The sequence below is a fragment of the Paenibacillus tarimensis genome (assembly GCF_021532315.1).
Lineage (GTDB): Bacteria > Bacillota > Bacilli > Paenibacillales > Paenibacillaceae > Paenibacillus_I > Paenibacillus_I tarimensis.
Window position 1 is genome coordinate 308391 of sequence record NZ_JAKGAO010000012.1, and the last position, 15807, is coordinate 324197.

16 protein-coding genes are annotated in these 15807 nt (G+C 53.5%); 1 reads left to right on the forward strand and 15 read right to left on the reverse strand.

Annotated elements, in window-relative coordinates; all coding sequences use genetic code 11:
* Positions 1-94 precede the first annotated feature (94 nt).
* The 10 genes from L1N82_RS14610 to tkt form a co-directional block, all read right to left on the reverse strand.
* The gene (locus tag L1N82_RS14610; RefSeq protein WP_235288173.1) at positions 95-700 is read right to left on the reverse strand and encodes an esterase/lipase family protein; all 606 of its coding nucleotides are present in this window, start codon (positions 698-700) and stop codon (positions 95-97) included.
* Between the two features lie 136 nt (positions 701-836).
* Positions 837-1589 (reverse strand): phosphoribosylformimino-5-aminoimidazole carboxamide ribotide isomerase, encoded by a 753-nt coding sequence (gene hisA / locus L1N82_RS14615; RefSeq protein ID WP_235288174.1) that lies wholly within the window; start codon positions 1587-1589, stop codon positions 837-839.
* Positions 1590-1668: 79 nt separating this feature from the next.
* Positions 1669-2031 (reverse strand): hypothetical protein, encoded by a 363-nt coding sequence (locus L1N82_RS14620; RefSeq protein WP_235288175.1) that lies wholly within the window; start codon positions 2029-2031, stop codon positions 1669-1671.
* Positions 1976-2518, reverse strand: coding sequence for an NUDIX hydrolase (locus L1N82_RS14625; protein WP_235288176.1), 543 nt, complete (start codon positions 2516-2518; stop codon positions 1976-1978). Before L1N82_RS14625 ends, L1N82_RS14620 begins: the two co-directional genes overlap by 56 nt.
* A gap of 60 nt (positions 2519-2578) precedes the next feature.
* The gene (locus L1N82_RS14630; protein ID WP_235288177.1) at positions 2579-3118 is read right to left on the reverse strand and encodes an orotate phosphoribosyltransferase; all 540 of its coding nucleotides are present in this window, start codon (positions 3116-3118) and stop codon (positions 2579-2581) included.
* A gap of 181 nt (positions 3119-3299) precedes the next feature.
* Positions 3300-4211 (reverse strand): hypothetical protein, encoded by a 912-nt coding sequence (locus L1N82_RS14635; RefSeq protein ID WP_235288178.1) that lies wholly within the window; start codon positions 4209-4211, stop codon positions 3300-3302.
* 68 nt (positions 4212-4279) lie between these two features.
* Complete coding sequence (locus L1N82_RS14640; RefSeq protein ID WP_235288179.1) at positions 4280-6472, reverse strand: alpha-galactosidase; 2193 nt, start codon at positions 6470-6472, stop codon at positions 4280-4282.
* A gap of 104 nt (positions 6473-6576) precedes the next feature.
* Positions 6577-7617, reverse strand: coding sequence for a LacI family DNA-binding transcriptional regulator (locus L1N82_RS14645; RefSeq protein ID WP_235288180.1), 1041 nt, complete (start codon positions 7615-7617; stop codon positions 6577-6579).
* Positions 7618-7817: 200 nt separating this feature from the next.
* Positions 7818-8474: a fructose-6-phosphate aldolase gene (gene fsa, locus L1N82_RS14650; RefSeq protein ID WP_235288181.1), complete on the reverse strand. Its 657-nt coding sequence runs from the start codon at positions 8472-8474 to the stop codon at positions 7818-7820.
* A gap of 93 nt (positions 8475-8567) precedes the next feature.
* Positions 8568-10589 (reverse strand): transketolase, encoded by a 2022-nt coding sequence (gene tkt / locus L1N82_RS14655; RefSeq protein ID WP_235288182.1) that lies wholly within the window; start codon positions 10587-10589, stop codon positions 8568-8570.
* A 112-nt stretch (positions 10590-10701) separates the two neighbouring features.
* Here tkt and L1N82_RS14660 point away from each other — a divergent pair, with 112 nt between their 5' ends.
* The gene (locus L1N82_RS14660) at positions 10702-11583 is read left to right on the forward strand and encodes a LysR family transcriptional regulator (RefSeq protein WP_235288183.1); all 882 of its coding nucleotides are present in this window, start codon (positions 10702-10704) and stop codon (positions 11581-11583) included.
* 117 nt (positions 11584-11700) lie between these two features.
* Here the strand turns inward: L1N82_RS14660 and L1N82_RS14665 are convergent, their stop codons facing one another.
* The 5 genes from L1N82_RS14665 to L1N82_RS14685 form a co-directional block, all read right to left on the reverse strand.
* Positions 11701-11964: a DUF6171 family protein gene (locus tag L1N82_RS14665; protein ID WP_235288184.1), complete on the reverse strand. Its 264-nt coding sequence runs from the start codon at positions 11962-11964 to the stop codon at positions 11701-11703.
* Positions 11965-12073: 109 nt separating this feature from the next.
* Positions 12074-12883: an alpha/beta hydrolase gene (locus tag L1N82_RS14670; RefSeq protein ID WP_235288185.1), complete on the reverse strand. Its 810-nt coding sequence runs from the start codon at positions 12881-12883 to the stop codon at positions 12074-12076.
* Positions 12880-13650, reverse strand: coding sequence for an HAD family hydrolase (locus tag L1N82_RS14675; protein ID WP_235288186.1), 771 nt, complete (start codon positions 13648-13650; stop codon positions 12880-12882). Before L1N82_RS14675 ends, L1N82_RS14670 begins: the two co-directional genes overlap by 4 nt.
* A gap of 108 nt (positions 13651-13758) precedes the next feature.
* Positions 13759-14811 carry a zinc-binding alcohol dehydrogenase family protein gene (locus L1N82_RS14680; protein ID WP_235288187.1) on the reverse strand — a complete coding sequence of 351 codons (1053 nt, stop codon included), beginning with the start codon at positions 14809-14811 and terminating at the stop codon, positions 13759-13761.
* Between the two features lie 41 nt (positions 14812-14852).
* Positions 14853-15803, reverse strand: coding sequence for an aldo/keto reductase (locus L1N82_RS14685; RefSeq protein ID WP_235288188.1), 951 nt, complete (start codon positions 15801-15803; stop codon positions 14853-14855).
* Between the last annotated feature and the right edge of the window lie 4 nt (positions 15804-15807).

Here is a 15807-nt window from a genome sequence, read left to right on the forward strand (position 1 = left end):
CCTCTGAGCAATTTTGTGCTAAAGACAGCAAAAATCCTGGCCTTATGCAGCAGATAAGCTGCAAAGACCAGGATTAAGCAGTAAAGGAGTTTAACTACTCCAGAAGGGCTGCTTTTACAAGACTATTTACATAAGAGCTGAAAATAAGACCGACATGCGAAACACCCGAAATTTGAATGTTATTCGCTCCGTACAGTCTGGAGAGCGAAGGTGAAACGATTGTGTCGCTTGTCGAGTATATCGAAGTGACATCAACTCCGGCAGGAGCATAGCTTGTTGTCAGACGGTTTGCCCCGCCAAGCGTGATCAGCTTGTCTACTTTGGCAGCTCCGCCACGGTTCAGTATGTAATACAGGCTGTTCGCTCCACCCATACTGTGGCCAATCAGATGAACTTCGCTATGACCAGTTCTTGCCAGGACATCATCCACAAAGTTCTCGATTGCTGCAGAATTCAACAGCTGGTTGCCCTGCTTGCTCGGAAGGTCAATCGCATACAATTCGTTGCTCGTCCAGCCCTGGCTAAGCAGATATCTCTTGATATAAGAGAAGTTGGTGTCCGAGCCGGACAAACCATGTACAAATACTACAGGTGTCCGGGCAGTCGCAGCGGAAGCCTCCGAAGGCTTATAACCAACCGCCACCGTTACCATCATGGTAATACTCAGGAACAATGCCGCAAACCACTTACTTCTTTTCATTAATTCATCCTCCCGATAATATAATTAGAAACCTAACTAATCATATCAAGCGATGACAAAAACAGTAGTAGCCGCAGCACTATTTTACAATATATGACTATGGACCCTGTAAACTATTAATAGAACTATCCATCTGTTACCTGCAGTAGGACAAAACTTCCTTGTAAGACAGACTGCCGCCGAACAAATCTAATGCACTCCCGACCGTTATGTCCATTTTGCCTCCCGCCAACTCGCGGAACCGGGCTAAATCTTCAAGCGATCTCGCTCCCCCGGCATAAGTGGTTGGTATGGTTACCCATTCCGCCAGCTTGGTTACCAGTGGTTCCAGGATACCGGTGCGTTTGCCTTCTACATCAACTGCATGGACCAAAAACTCGTCGCAATACTGCTCCAGCATCCGGATGTTGTCCTGGTTCAGCTCAAAATCACTGAAGGTACGCCACTGGTTGGTCACGACATACCAAGAACCGTCCTTCTGCTTGCAGCTTAAGTCAATCACCAGCTTTTCTCTGCCAATTTCCGACACGATCTGGTCCAGATGGTCCATACGAAGCTGTCCGTCCTGAAATACATACGACGTGACGATAACATGCGAAGCTCCGTGTTCAAGCCACCCTGCAGCGTTATCTGCTTTGATGCCGCCGCCAATCTGCAGACCTCCCGGATAAGCCTGCAGCGCTTCCTCGGCCGCTCCCTCATTGCCAGCGCCCAGCATAATGACATGACCGCCGGTCAACCCATCCTGCTTGAACCGCTCCGCATAATAGGAAGGTGTATATTCGGATACGAAATTTTCCACCACCAGGTTGTGGTCCTCTTGCAGTGTTTCTCCTACGATCTGCTTGACTTTCCCTTGATGAAGATCAATGCATGGTCTAAATTTCAACTGGCTCTCAACCTTTCCTGTCGTATGCTGGCTTAATCTTATACTAGATTACTCCACACTGCTGCGGGTTGTCCATGACCTAAGCCTGCTGCATATCAGCTGTGCTCCCGGCTGCTTCAGCCAGGAGCGGCTCATACATCATTAAGGCATGATTCTCGGTTATGTATTCATCCTTAACCAGTTCCCCGTCCATGTTATAAACATGCCGCCAAATTTCGTTATGACGGGTATACGCCCCCCAAGGTTCAGCCTGTATTCTGTGTTCCCGCTCATATACCTTGTTGGTATAGACCGGCATCGCATCCGACTGCCAAGAGCCAATCAGCTCATCGCCTGCCACTTGAACACTTAACTGATAATTGGTGTCTGTCGTATTGCAAATCTGATTATCCGGCAGCTGTCCGCAGCTGGTGAGCGAACAGATAATACTCGGCGATATCATCCCTGCCGATCGAGCGAAAGCGCCGGACAGCCTCGTCTATACATACCGTCTCTACTGCGGCCACCTGTTCAGCGCCGGGCGGGTTCAGCGGATCGCAAACCATTCTGATCTCCCCGAAGCCAATCAGACGAATGCACACCGGGTGTGGAATATGCGGCCTGTAGGGCTCCGGGGCACTGGAATGATTTATAATCTGGGCCATCAGCCGGAAGGACACCAGCTCAGACCCCAGCTCTTCCATCACCTCCCGACGGAGGGCATCCATATAGTGCTCACCCGGTTCCAGCGTACCTCCTGCAAGCTCCCACCTGCCGTCAGCCAGCTGCATGACAGCATACTGATCCCCCACGACAGGAATGATGCTTATATTGCTTACCAGTGACTCATCTACCGCTTCCATTCCTTCAACCGGAATAAACCGGGCCTTAATCCATCCTTGGTCCATCGGCCCAGATAGCACTAGAAAATCCCCTAGCAGCTGCTTCATATCCATTCTCTGTCCACCTTCAATTCCTTTCCTCTCCTTGGTTAAACAGCCGTACGATTACTAGTCCTCAATTTGTTCCGGGACATTCAGCAGTTCATCCTTCTCATATAAAGCATGCAGCTGCAGCCCCTCCCGCTTCAGCTCTTCCTCCGCCGCAGGATTCCACACGATAACAGCTATTACATCCTCTACGGCTGCGCCACCCTTACGAAGCTCGAAAGCCCGCTCAATCAGTTCATCTGTCTCATCTACAAGATCCGTAATCAGACTCACCCGCTTGCCTTCAATACCTATGCCCTCTGCCTGCTTGCAGGTGCCATAGGGCTCCGCGTGTTTGCGGACAAATGCTGCCGGTATCTGGGATTGCAGAGAGAGTGCGGTCGCTATTGGCACACCACGGACTGCCATTCCAGCCAGCACGTCAACTCCCGGCGGAATCAGCGGCTCGAGGTAAGCCGCCGCCCGCTTGAGCAGCTTGGGATTGGACTGAAACATGTAGTGGTCAATATAGGTATCGGCTAGGCCGCCTGTCTTCAGGCGGTATTGCCCGGTTAATTTGGACAGACTGCAGATCTCCTTTGCCAAGCTCTGTTTATCCATTGTCACCCTCCTTAAGTTCAAGCGATCTAAAGTCAGCTTGCATCCATAACACCCATTACCCGTGTGTACCGAATATGACCAGCAGGCAGTTAATAGACAGAAGACCGTGCAGCCTTGTGAATTCACACTGCTGAACGGTCTGTCTTGGATCGCATTGTGGACTGCTAGAATGCGGCCTAATCTATGAATTGACCAGCGAACCCATCGATGTAAAGGCAAGCGTGCCGAATCCTGCTGATGCTTCACCATGCGGCATATTGACGTGGAAGACATAACCCTGGCCATCCACTTCTTTCACGATCATCTCCCTCGTCAGATCATCGCCTGTACTCACCAGGAACAGGGAAGCATCCCGCATAGATGGATAGATCTCCTCTCCGGTCAACTCCCGGACGTCACCGATTTCCTTCAGGTCGGTTATGGCTTCCTGGCGCAATTCTTCCAAGTTATAACCGGAGGGCAGCTTCGTAATATCCACATAGTACTCGTTATCAATATCCATAACCAGCCGGCTCTCCTCAGGCCTGAAGGTGAAGCCTTCGAATATATACAGCGAGTATCCGTCGGCCTCAGCCAGCTTCGCTGTCCGGCTCTCCTTCATCCCTTCCATCTCCAGCTCGAAGGCTTGCTCGGATGGCAGCTGAGCGGTTTGGCCGCTCTCAGCCGGATCTGTCTCGCCTCCGCCGCTTGTCTCCGGGGTCTCCTTCCACAGCTTGGTCAGCTGCCGCTGCTTAACTGACTCACTGCCTTGAAGCATAAGCTCCGTGTATTCAAACTTCACCTTATCGCCTTCAGCCAGCCCCGCGACCACCTCTTCCATGCCCTCAGAGATTTCGTAGGTGTTGGGACCCTCCTCAGTCTCGATTTCAATCGAATGGCTGTCCTGTTGTCCCTTATATATGCCACTACCTTGAAGGACAGTATCTTCTCCGGTTTGCCCATCCGGCTGCTCTGCCGGTTCAGTTATGTTCTGGCTGCTGCCGTTGTTTGCTGCGGGAGCGTCCTCCTTGTTGTTTCCGCTGCAGGCCGATAAAGAAACTGCGAGCAGCATGGCTATCCCCATAGTTATCCATTTGTTGTTGCTTCGGTTCATCTGTATGAACACCTCCGTAACTATTAACGAATGTGCCCATAAAAAGTTGCAGGCTATACTTGCCTAGTTCATTCCACGGCTGTAAACCGGTAAACACGGCTCTCATAATCACCGTGGAATTGCGGCACCGGAAGACCTGCATACATGAGCTCGTCACCGCCATACTGCTTCCCATCCAGATCAAGACGGTAATTCATGTCCGGGTCCATCCCTTTTAAGCGGAAGCGGGACAGCGGCGCGTAGGGCTCCTTAAGAACGGACACATATACCGCGAAGGCTTCCCGTTTATCCTTCGAGATAAACATCCAAGCCGTATCATTCCCCTCAAACGGGCTCAGCAGGCGGTAAAAATCACCGAATTGCACAAGGTGCCGGATTTCCTTGTACAGCTCCACCTGCTTCTTCACAATCTCATTATCCTCCCCGGAGAATTTGGTAAGATCCAGCTCATAGCCGAAGTTGCCGGATAATGCGACATGACCGCGTGTTTCCAGAGGCGTTATACGTCCGACCTGATGATTAGGTACTGCCGACACATGTGCGCCCATCGCGCTTACCGGATACACAAGGCTTGTGCCGTACTGGATTTTGAGACGGGAAATGGCGTCCGTATTGTCACTGGTCCAGGTTTGAGGCATGTAATACAGCATACCTGGATCGAAGCGCCCGCCGCCTCCCGAGCAGCTCTCAAACAAAATATGCGGGAAGGCGCTTGTAATGCGCTCCAGTACACTGTACAGGCCAAGCATATAGCGGTGAGCCGTCTCGCGCTGACGCTCCGGCGGAAGAAGAGCCGAGCCGATCTCCGTCATATTGCGGTTCATATCCCATTTGACATACGTTATAGGCGCGCTTGCCAAAATATCCGATACCGCCTGAACAATATAATCTTGTACATCCTTCCGGGACAGATCCAGAATCAGCTGCTCGCGCGCCTTTGTCCGGCGGCGGCCTTCTACATGAAGACACCAGTCCGGATGCTTTCGGTACAGCTCGCTCTGCGGTGAAACCATCTCCGGCTCAAACCAGAGCCCGAACTGCATCTCCATGCTCCGCACGCGTTCCACAAGATCCTCCAGGCCGTTCGGCAGCTTTCCCCGGTCCACGAACCAGTCGCCAAGCGATGACGTGTCGTCATCTCGCTTGCCGAACCAGCCGTCATCAAGCACGAACAGCTCAATGCCGAGCTCCTTGCCCGCCTTCGCGATGGATTCGATTTTATCCGCATTGAAATTGAAATACGTGGCTTCCCAGTTGTTTACCAGTATCGGTCTGGTCTGATCCCGGAACACTCCCCTGCAAAGCCTGGAACGATAGAGATCATGATAGGTTCGCGACATCCCCCCAAGACCTTCATGCGAGTGCACCATGACAACCTCCGGTGTCTGCAGCGAAGCTCCAGGTTCAAGCCGCCAGCCGAAATCAAAAGGGTTAAGCCCCATAAACAGCCGGGCGCTGTGAAACTGATCCACCTCCACCCCCGCAAGGAAGCTTCCGCTGTACACCAGGCTGATGCCGTACACATCGCCATGGTCCTCATCCGCACCATTGGCCATCAGGGCGAGAAACGGGTTTTGTACGTGGCTGCTTGCTCCTCTGCGGCTCTCGACGGACTGCATGCCCGGCACCAGCTTGCGCTTGTGCAGATAACGTTCCCGCGCCCAGGCACCGGACAGCTGCACCATTTCATACTGGTCATGAGCAAAATCCAGACTCATACTGAGCGCCCGCTTAAGCTGCAGTACCCCGCTGCCGTCATTCACCAGCCTGGCGGAGCGGGTAATAGCATCCAGGTTCTCGAACACGGTATAGGTCAACACAACGCGGAGACCGCTGTATGCGTCCTTAAGCGTCAGTTCAAGCGTCTCAGCCTCTTCCTCGTTTTCCACATAAGTAGACGGCAGGCCCTCAAGACCAGGCTTCCCTTTTTGAATGACATGGGAGTCATAGATCAGCTCCGCAACGGTTGTACCGTCAGGCAGTTCGATCTGGTAAGCAGGATTTCGAAAATCCGAACTCCCGTAGCCCGGATACTCCTGTGGAAGTGTATCAAGGGACAGGGCCGGGTTGTCATCAGCTGTACTAGGGCTAAAAGAGGCACGCGGAGTCAGCTCCAGCAGATGTTCCAGCCTCGTACCCCGCACCCGTCTGCCCCAGTACAGATGCGCCGGGTAGCCTCTGCCGACTATCTGAAACACATAACTGTTATTGCGGGCCTGCAGATGGAACAATTGCCGCTGTGAATCAACATGAATACCCATAGTTATTCCTCCAATGATGTGGATTTGCGGGGGCTGAACACTATTACAGGAAACAGCCCGCCGAGGCTAAATAATCATCGCCTTCAATATACAGCCTTCGAGATTTAAGCTTCTGCTCGGGCCCCTCCACAGCTTTCCCGAATGATGAGCCTGGTACCGACCGTTGCATGGATGGCCGCCTCCCTTCCCTCCAGGCGCTCAAGCAGAAGCTGTACAGCCGAGCGGCCCATCTGATCGGTGTATACCTTAACAGTAGTGAGCGGAGGGTTAACATAAGCGGCCACCTCAATATCGTCAAACCCGACGACGGCCATCTCTGCCGGCACCTGGATGCCTTCCTCTTGCAGAGCCCTCAGGGCTCCAATTGCCATGGGATCACTTGCAATGAAGCAGGCTGTCGGCCGCTCGCCTGAAGCGAGCAGCTGCTTCATGAGTCTGTAGCCGCTAGTGGTGGTCCAATCCCCCTCCAGCACAAGCTCCGGGTTCAGCAGCCCTTTCTCTGTCAGCATGCGCTCCGTATATATGCGTCTGGCTTCCGCTACCTGCCGGCCTCCTGCCTCGTCACCCAGATAGTGAATCCAGTCATACCCGCCAATATAGCCGATTCTCCGGTGTCCAAGGGATACCAGATGGTCAATGACCGATCCTACCGCCTCCTCGAAGTGCAGATTAACCGAATCACAGCCGGGACGCTGGATGGAATGGTTGACGAATACAACGCGGTCTTCACGCCCAAGCTGCTTGAGCACATCTTCGTGATCGATTGACCCGATGACAATCAGCCCGTCAAGCTGCTGGAACAGCATGGGATCAAGCGGTGCGCTGCCTCTGATAATCTTGCTGACGGCGATGCCGAGCTCCTCCCCATGCAGCTCTATACCGCGTCTAATGGCTGAGAAATAGGGGTCCTCCCTTTCCTGCTCTGGTGACGACCACATTAACAGGCCAATCTCCTGCCTTGCCAGCTCCTTGACCCGCTTCTGCCTGCGCAGTCTGGACGGCTTATAGCCCATCTCTTCCGCGATGGCAAAAATCCTGCCCCTTGTCTCCTCGCTTACCGACAGTGCGGGGTCGTTATTTAACACACGTGACACGGTCGCCGCCGACACGCCGGCCTTTAGTGCAATATCTTTGATTGTAGCCAACACCAGTCACCGCCATTCTATTTCAAACCTTTTGTTTAGTTAACAATTTTACTAAAACTCGAATTTAGTTTACCAAATAACTGAGTTTGTTGCAAGCGTTTACTAGAAAGCATAAAAAAGCAGCCCCAATCGGATTGGATCCTTCATGGGGCTGCTTTGGTCATACTCGTTATACTTTATCTAAGTAAATCTGTTTGTTATTAGAACTGGCCTTGCTTTGCGTCTTCCCAGTCTTTCAGGAAGCGTTCAATGCCCGCATCGGTCAGCGGATGATTAGCCATCGATTCAATAACTTTATAAGGTACTGTCGCGATATCTGCACCTACAGCAGCCGCTTCAATAATATGTGTCGTGTTGCGGACGCTCGCTGAGATAATTTCGCTCTCGATGTTGCCCGCTACGAAGATTTGACGGATTTCTTTGATCAAGTTGATACCAACCTGATTGATATCGTCCAGACGGCCGATGAAAGGCGAAACATACGTTGCACCTGCACGGGCAGCCAGGAGCGCCTGCGGCGAGCTGAAGATCAGGGTTACGTTTGTCTTGATGCCAAGCTCTCTGAATTTCGAAGTCGCCTTCAAGCCCTCAAGTGTCATAGGGAGCTTGATGACAATGCCAGGGCCGATTTCTGCCAGCTTCTTGCCCTGCTCAACCATTTCGTCGGCTTTAAGGGAGATAACTTCAGCGCTGACTGGAATGTCGCCTACAACCGAAATAATTTCTTTTACGACGGTGAAGAAGTCCCTGCCTTCCTTCGCGATCAGGGAAGGATTCGTCGTTACACCGGAGATAACGCCCAGCTCGTGTGCCTTGCGGATTTCCTCAACATTAGCCGTATCAATAAACAATTTCATGGTTTATCCCTCTTTTCCAATTATTATGGTCACCTATTATTCTAGGACAACTTTCATCAAGATGCAAAGGCTGCTAAAGTCCTTTACAGAAAACTAATTAAAGAAACGCGATTTGATCTGCTGGATAACGCCATCGACCGTAAAGCCGTACTCGGAAATAACGCGAGCCGCTTTCGCCGAGGCGCCGAATTTGCGAATGCCGATCTGAAGCTTGCTGCCGCTGATGACGTCGTCCCAGCCGGCTGGATATGCCATCTCGATAACAACGTTCTTCTCTATTTCAGGAAGAACAACGGAATTACGGTATTCCTCGGACTGTGCCTCAAATAGCTCACGGCTTGGCATGCTGATGACACGAACGCCGATGCCTTCCTCCGCAAGCTTTGCGCGAACGTCCATCGCCAGGCTGACCTCAGAGCCAGTAGCCACGATTTGTACCTGTGGCTGCCCGTTCTCAGCATCAGCCAACACATAGCCGCCCTTCGCTACGCCTTCGCGAGCCAGCGTCTTCGTGCCTTCCATCACAGGCAGGTTCTGACGGGTAAGCGCCATAACGAACGGGCCTTCCTTCGCCTGCAGGGCGTAATGCCATGCAGCGGATGTTTCATTCGCATCTGCCGGACGGAACAGCGTCAGATCAGGAATCATTCGCAGAGACGGAATCTGTTCAATCGGCTGGTGAGTAGGACCATCTTCGCCAACGGCGATGCTGTCGTGTGTAAATACATAGACGACAGGCTGCTTCATTAATGCAGACAGCCGGATTGCGCCGCGCAGGTAGTCACTGAAAACAAGGAACGTACCGCCGTAAACCTTCAAGCCTCCGTGCAGCGCCATGCCGTTAAGTGCGGCTCCCATTGCAAATTCCCGAACACCGAACCAGAGATTGCGGCCTTCATAGCTGTCCGAACTGAAATTGCCATACTTGTTCATTGCGGTCATGTTCGAGCTTGCAAGGTCAGCTGATCCGCCTACAAGCTGAGGAACACGGTCAGCGAGAGCCTGAATTGCCTTGCCTGAAGCTACGCGGGTCGAGATATGGCTGCCGTCTGCTTCGTATACCGGAAGATCGGCATCCCATCCCTCTGGCAGCTCACCCTTGATAAGCTGCTCGAACTGGGCAGCTTCTGCAGGGAACGCTTGACGGTAACGGTTCAGCAGTTCTTCCCATTTCGCCTGCTCCGCTGCACCGGTTTCCTTCACTTTAGCGAAGTCCTGGTATACTTCGTCCGGTACATGGAAGTCTGGTTCCAGCGGCCAGCCGAGCGCTTCCTTGGTCAGCTTGAGCTCTTCCTGTCCGAGGGGGCTGCCGTGCGTGCCGCCATGTCCGCCCTTGCCTGCCTTGTTCGGGCTGCCATATCCGATTGTTGTCTTAATTTCGATTAAAGTCGGGCGGCCGGTTTCCGCTTTTGCCTGCTCGATTGCAGCCGATATTGCAGCTACGTCATTCTGCTCATCCACCCGCAAGTAATGCCAGCCATACGATTCGAACCTGCCCTTGATATCTTCCGAGAAGGACATGTTCAACTCGCCGTCCAGCGAAATATCATTGGAGTCATACAGAACGACCAGCTTGCCCAGCTTCAAATGGCCGGCCAAGGAAGCGGCTTCGCCCGCCACGCCTTCCATAAGATCGCCATCGCCGCAGATCGTATATGTGTAATGGTCAACCAGCTGGTAGCCTTCACGGTTATATACGGCACCAAGATGCGCTTCAGCCATCGCCATGCCGACTGCCATGGCAAAGCCCTGCCCGAGCGGGCCTGTCGTTGCTTCCACACCAGCCGTATGGCCGAATTCCGGATGGCCCGGCGTTCTGCTTCCCCATTGGCGAAACGCTTTCAAATCCTCCAAAGTCAGGTCGTAACCGCTCAGGTGCAGCAGACTGTACAGCAGCATGGAGCCATGTCCTGCGGACAATACGAACCGGTCGCGGTTGAACCATTCCGGATTGGCTGGATTGTGCTTCATCTGACGGGTCCACAGCGTATAGCCCATAGGCGCCGCCCCCATTGGCATGCCGGGATGACCCATTTGAGCTTTCTCCACGGCATCGATCGTCAGAGTTCTGATCGCATTGATGCTTAACGTTTCAATCGAGCTTGTCGAAATCAACTTGTTTCCTCCTTTAACAACTGTTGATGCACCACTCCTGCCTCTATTATAATGATTGCACCAGCTATATACGTAATTAATAATTCAAATACCAGCTATAGAAGGTGTCTATATGATCAACTTTGAGTTATACAAGGTATTTTATTTGACCGCCCAGCTTGGGAGCTTGTCCAAAGCCGCAAAGGCCTTATATATTACTCAGCCCAGTGTCAGCCATGCGATCAAGCAGCTGGAGGAGGGCTTCGGCCTGGAGCTCTTCTCCCGTACCTCCAAAGGCGTGGTGCTTACCAAGGAGGGGCAAGTCCTTCACTCCTACGTGGAGCAGGCCTTTACTTTCCTCTCCCTCGCTGAGGATAAGATGTCCGAGCTTAAGAATTTGGAGGGCGGAGAGCTCCGTATAGGGGGAAGCGATTCACTGTGCAAGCATTATCTGCTGCCCTATCTTGAAGTCTTTCATGCCCAGCATCCGAATGTAAAAATCCATCTGGTTCACGGCACGACACCCGAAATCGTCACCTATCTGAAGGAAGGCAAAATTGATCTGGGAGTTGTACGCATGCCGGTCAACGATATCCAGTTAGAGGTCCGGGAAGGCATCCTGATTCAGGACTGCTTCGTCGCCGGTTCAAAGTACAGGGAGCTGGCCGGGCAAATTCTTTCCCTCGAGAAGCTGCTTGACTATCCGATCATTCTCTTCTCCCGCAACAGTCACTCCCGCTATGCCATCACCGGCTTGTTCCGTGACCACGGACTGGTGCTGGCTCCGGAATTTGAACTGGGCAGTGTCGACCTGCTGATTGAATTTGCCAAGACCGGACTCGGCATCTCTTATGTAACCAAGCAATTTGTGACGAAGGAGCTGGAAGAAGAAAGTCTGTTCGAAATCAAGCTGGATGTGCCGATTCCGCAGTCGAGGGTAGGCATTATCACACTCAAGAACATGCCCCTCACCAGCGCGGCATCAACCTTTATCGAGCGTATCCCGTTGAATTGAGCTGATCTTCCGGTACTAGGTACGTAAGCTGGTCACCTTGCAGCTTGGATCCGCTGCCTCAGACAAGAAGAGACGCCCAGTACTGTAAGCACCGGGCGTCTCTTATCCATGTAAGTATTATTGCCATCTGCTGCCCGCCGGATTAGGGCAGGTCTTGTCCGCAAGCTTCGCTCTCACCCGAACAATACAGCCGCAAAACTTGCAGGTATGGCCAAATGACAGCGACTCGCAGCTGCTGCAGGAAGCAAGCCTTTGCTCATACACGTCATCGGAAACGCAGTCGAAGCCTCTTGAATCGAGCTTGTTAACCATTGCCTCAATCTGTGCTTCGCTGACCTGCACATCTCTGGAGCAGCCTTTGCAGCCGTCCGTTCTCTCCATCTCTGATGCCTCCCAACCATACTTTATCCCGCTCCAGAAATTTCAGTTAGCGGTAGAAGCAGTCCATATGTCCTCATTATACAGGAAACAAGCAGACCGGGAAGCGGTATCATTCACAAAACCCGTTCGTCCTGAGCCAGGATTCCAGTGCCAAGCTCCAGCCGCCGACATGCGGGCTATCTTCCGCCAGGCCCATGCCATGACGGCCGCTTGCGTACACATGCAGGTCAAACAGCACGCCGTGGCGCCGGAGAGCGGAGGCAAACGAAAGGCTGTTATCAACCGGAACAGCGCCATCGTCCGAAGTATGCCACAGGAAAGCTGGCGGTGTATCGGCAGTGACATGCCGCTCATTAGAGAGCAGGTCCCTCAGCTCGAGGTCTGGATCGGTCCCAAGCAGGCTTTCACGGGAACCTTGATGCGTATAATTATCCTGCATGGTGATGACCGGATAACACAGCATCGTCAGGTCAGGACGGCTGGAGAGCCGTTCCACCTCATCCTCCGAGTCAGCTTGGCCCGCGTCATAATGGACGCCCGCCGTGGCCGCCAGATGTCCGCCAGCCGAGAATCCCAGCACGCCTACCCGCGCCGGGTCAATACGGAGCTCAGATGCGCGGTGTCTGATTGTCCGTATTGCGCGCTGTACATCCAGCTTGGCACACGGATAACGGTAAGGCGCCACCCGGTAGCGAAGCACGAATGCAGCGATTCCCAGCCTGGACAGACGTTCCGCGACCGGCCCGCCCTCATGCTCTGCGCGGTACACATATCCGCCGCCGGGACATACAATAACTGCTGCTCCGCTTGGCTTTCCCTGTGCAGGGTAGAGAGTCAGAGCCGGCTCGTGCTCCGGTCCGGTTCCATTTGCCAGCGGCGCCCCATCCGGCCACAATAATATTTCTTCCCTGTCTATCATTTCTGCTTCATCCTTCCTTCGGGCAGAGCCTCTTCCCTCTCTGCAGCAAGACCATATAAACGGGAAGCAAGCCCTTCAAATGTAGTTACTGTTACTTCCGGCATCTGTCCTTCACCCGGCTCCGCTCCCCGCTTGTTATACCAGATGCACTGCCAGCCGGCCGCCCGTGCACCTACGACATCATTAGCCCATGAATCGCCGATATAGATGCTGTTCTCGGGTTGTGTACCCGTAACCCGGTTTGCATGCTCAAAGATACGTGCGTCAGGCTTGGCTATGCCTACGGCACCGGAGATGAAAATATGCTCTTCTGGAATAAACCAATCAATCTGCAGGGCAGCCGCCTTGCGGCGCTGATGTTCTGCCGGACCGTTCGTAATCACGCCGATCGTCCAGCCGCTCTGCTTCAACTCGGTCAGGCAGTCCGCGATGCCTGGAAGGAGCTTGATCCGCCCCTGCTCAGCCAGGTATTCGTCCTGGATCTTGGAGCAGGCCTCTTCTTCGAGATGGATGTCGAACTCGGCAAAAGCTTTTTGAATTCGCTGAACTCGCATAACATCAAGCGGCAGCTCCCCCCGCAAATAGGGCTCCCAGAGCGCATCGCTGTGCTTGCGCATGGTACGGAACAGATCAGATGCCGGCACCTTGGCCAGCAGCTCTCCGGGAACATAACGCTCGGCGGCGTTATGGAACGGGATCAGCTGGTCGTACAGTGTATCATCCAAATCGAAGAATACGGCTTTATGGTTTGCATTCGGTTGGTTCATGATAAGAAAACTCCTCTCAAATTACCTGTTCATGCCTGGCTTGTTTTCTATCAGTATACCTGACCTTCAGCCGTTGTCGAAGCTTTTCCTTAGACTCACGCGATCCCCTCAAAGCTCAATCATCGCCTTTTGCACCTTGGCTGTCGGACCGGTCCATTCGTGGAACCGCTCTGCAGCCTGATCAAACGGACAACGGTGCGTAATATATTCTCCCGCGTTAGCATGACCAGAGCGCAGCGAATCCGCAGCCAGCAGAAAATCCTCTATGGTTGCATTGCGGCTTCCCATCAGAGTCATCTCCCGTTTGTGAAACTCCGGATCGCTAAAGGTTAGCTCATCCTTCACAAGTCCGACATATATCAATCTTCCCCCGTGGGCTACATAACGGAAGGCCGCAGTCATGGAATGCCTGCTGCCCGTGGCATCAAAGACTGCCGTCGGAAAATCTCCGCCCGTAAGCTCCGCAATGCGCCGCTCTGCGTTTTCACCGGCCAGGACTGTCTCATCCGTTCCTGCCCACACCCTGCTTTGCGCCAGCCTGTCCGCGCTCAAATCCATGGCAATAACCCGTGCGCCTCTTCTTTTGGCCGCAGTCATGACACCCAGACCGATGGGACCGCTGCCAATAACCAGCACGTCCTCCCCGCGCTTCAGATCAGCCCGCCTGACAGCATGCATCCCGATGCTGAGCGGCTCCATAACGGCAGTCTGCTCCAGTGTCAGTCCGTTCGTACGGATCAGATTAGCCAGCGGAACAGTAACCCATTCCTGCATGCCTCCGTCCACATGTACCCCCATTACCCGCATCTTGCTGCAGCAGTTCGTCTTTCCGGACCGGCAGGCAATGCAGGAGCCGCAGTGCAGATAAGGTATCAGGCAGACCTGATCGCCTCTATGAAGAGCGGACTGCTTCCCGTCCAGCCCTATAACCCCACACTCTCGATCCATCTCGGGCGCGACTGCTTCAACTACCCCTGCAAGCTCATGGCCCAGCACACGCGGATAGGTGAAATAAGGCTGATTGCCCTGGTAGGCATGCAAATCTGTGCCGCACACCCCGATCCTCCGAATCCGGATCAGCGCCTCTCCGGCGGCCGGGACGGGTACCGGACGTTCGGCCGTTATAAGCCGGCCCGCCTTTTCACATACGATGGCTTGCATGTATCCCAGCTCCTTCGTCCCTGGCCCTAATAATGCTGGGTTCAGGCTCTTATCTGTTGGTTATATTCCTCCCGCCCGCTTGGCCAGCTCATACCCTGCACTGGCGCCAATATATCGAGTACCTCGTGCAGCAGCTCCTCATCGAGCGGCTCATCCGTCCAGCTGATGTTGCGGATAATATTATCGCTGCTGGCAGTGCTCACAAGCGTCGTAGGAATTCGTATATCTGCTGTAGCGAACTGTATGGCAAGCTTCGCAATATCGCTGCCATGCGATTCGCAGTAACAGGCTGCCTCCCGGCAGGCGCGCCGGATATCCTCTGATGCCGGGTGCCATTGCGGCGCAGGGCGCATGCACAGCAGCCCCATCGACAGCGGTGAAGCGTTGACTAATCCGGCCCGCTTGGCCTCGAGTAAAGGCAGCAGACCGAGCAAAGTTGTGTCGTTCAGCGCATAATGGCGATAGGAGAGAATGACATCGACAGGCGCTGCCTCATCCTCCAGCGCCCTTGCCAGTACGGTTAATGGCAGGCCGGATACGCCGCTGAACCTTATTTTTCCCTGCTGCTTCAGCTCTCTCAATACGTCGAACGCTTCTGCAGCCACTTCTTCATAGGGAACAAACTCAATATCATGCAAGAAGAGAATATCCACATAATCCGTATGGAGCCGCATGCAGCTCTCCTCTACACTGCGAAGGATACGATCCCGGCTGTAATCAAACTCCCGCTCGCCATATCTTCCCGCCTTGGTTGCAAGTAAATACCGATCGCGAGGCACCTGGCGCAGCGCCTCACCAAGCACCGTCTCCGCCTTGGTAAGCCCATAATAGGGAGATACATCGACCAGGTTGATTCCGCCATCGAGAGCTGCATGCACGGTACGTATGCTCTCCAGGTCATCGGTTTCCCGGAATACGGAACCAAGTGATGAAGCGCCAAAGCTGAGTACCGACACATCCTCGCCCGTGCTGCCAAGCGGCCTGTATTTCATCCGT

Coding starts and splice junctions, on each gene's coding strand:
- L1N82_RS14610 (WP_235288173.1), bottom strand. CDS start 700: ATGAAAAGAAGTAAGTGGTTTGCGGCATTGTTCCTGAGTATTACCATG.
- L1N82_RS14620 (WP_235288175.1), bottom strand. CDS start 2,031: ATGATATCGCCGAGTATTATCTGTTCGCTCACCAGCTGCGGACAGCTG.
- L1N82_RS14625 (WP_235288176.1), bottom strand. CDS start 2,518: ATGAAGCAGCTGCTAGGGGATTTTCTAGTGCTATCTGGGCCGATGGAC.
- L1N82_RS14630 (WP_235288177.1), bottom strand. CDS start 3,118: ATGGATAAACAGAGCTTGGCAAAGGAGATCTGCAGTCTGTCCAAATTA.
- L1N82_RS14635 (WP_235288178.1), bottom strand. CDS start 4,211: ATGAACCGAAGCAACAACAAATGGATAACTATGGGGATAGCCATGCTG.
- L1N82_RS14640 (WP_235288179.1), bottom strand. CDS start 6,472: ATGGGTATTCATGTTGATTCACAGCGGCAATTGTTCCATCTGCAGGCC.
- fsa (WP_235288181.1), bottom strand. CDS start 8,474: ATGAAATTGTTTATTGATACGGCTAATGTTGAGGAAATCCGCAAGGCA.
- L1N82_RS14660 (WP_235288183.1), top strand. CDS start 10,702: ATGATCAACTTTGAGTTATACAAGGTATTTTATTTGACCGCCCAGCTT.
- L1N82_RS14665 (WP_235288184.1), bottom strand. CDS start 11,964: ATGGAGAGAACGGACGGCTGCAAAGGCTGCTCCAGAGATGTGCAGGTC.
- L1N82_RS14670 (WP_235288185.1), bottom strand. CDS start 12,883: ATGATAGACAGGGAAGAAATATTATTGTGGCCGGATGGGGCGCCGCTG.
- L1N82_RS14675 (WP_235288186.1), bottom strand. CDS start 13,650: ATGAACCAACCGAATGCAAACCATAAAGCCGTATTCTTCGATTTGGAT.
- L1N82_RS14680 (WP_235288187.1), bottom strand. CDS start 14,811: ATGCAAGCCATCGTATGTGAAAAGGCGGGCCGGCTTATAACGGCCGAA.
- L1N82_RS14685 (WP_235288188.1), bottom strand. CDS start 15,803: ATGAAATACAGGCCGCTTGGCAGCACGGGCGAGGATGTGTCGGTACTC.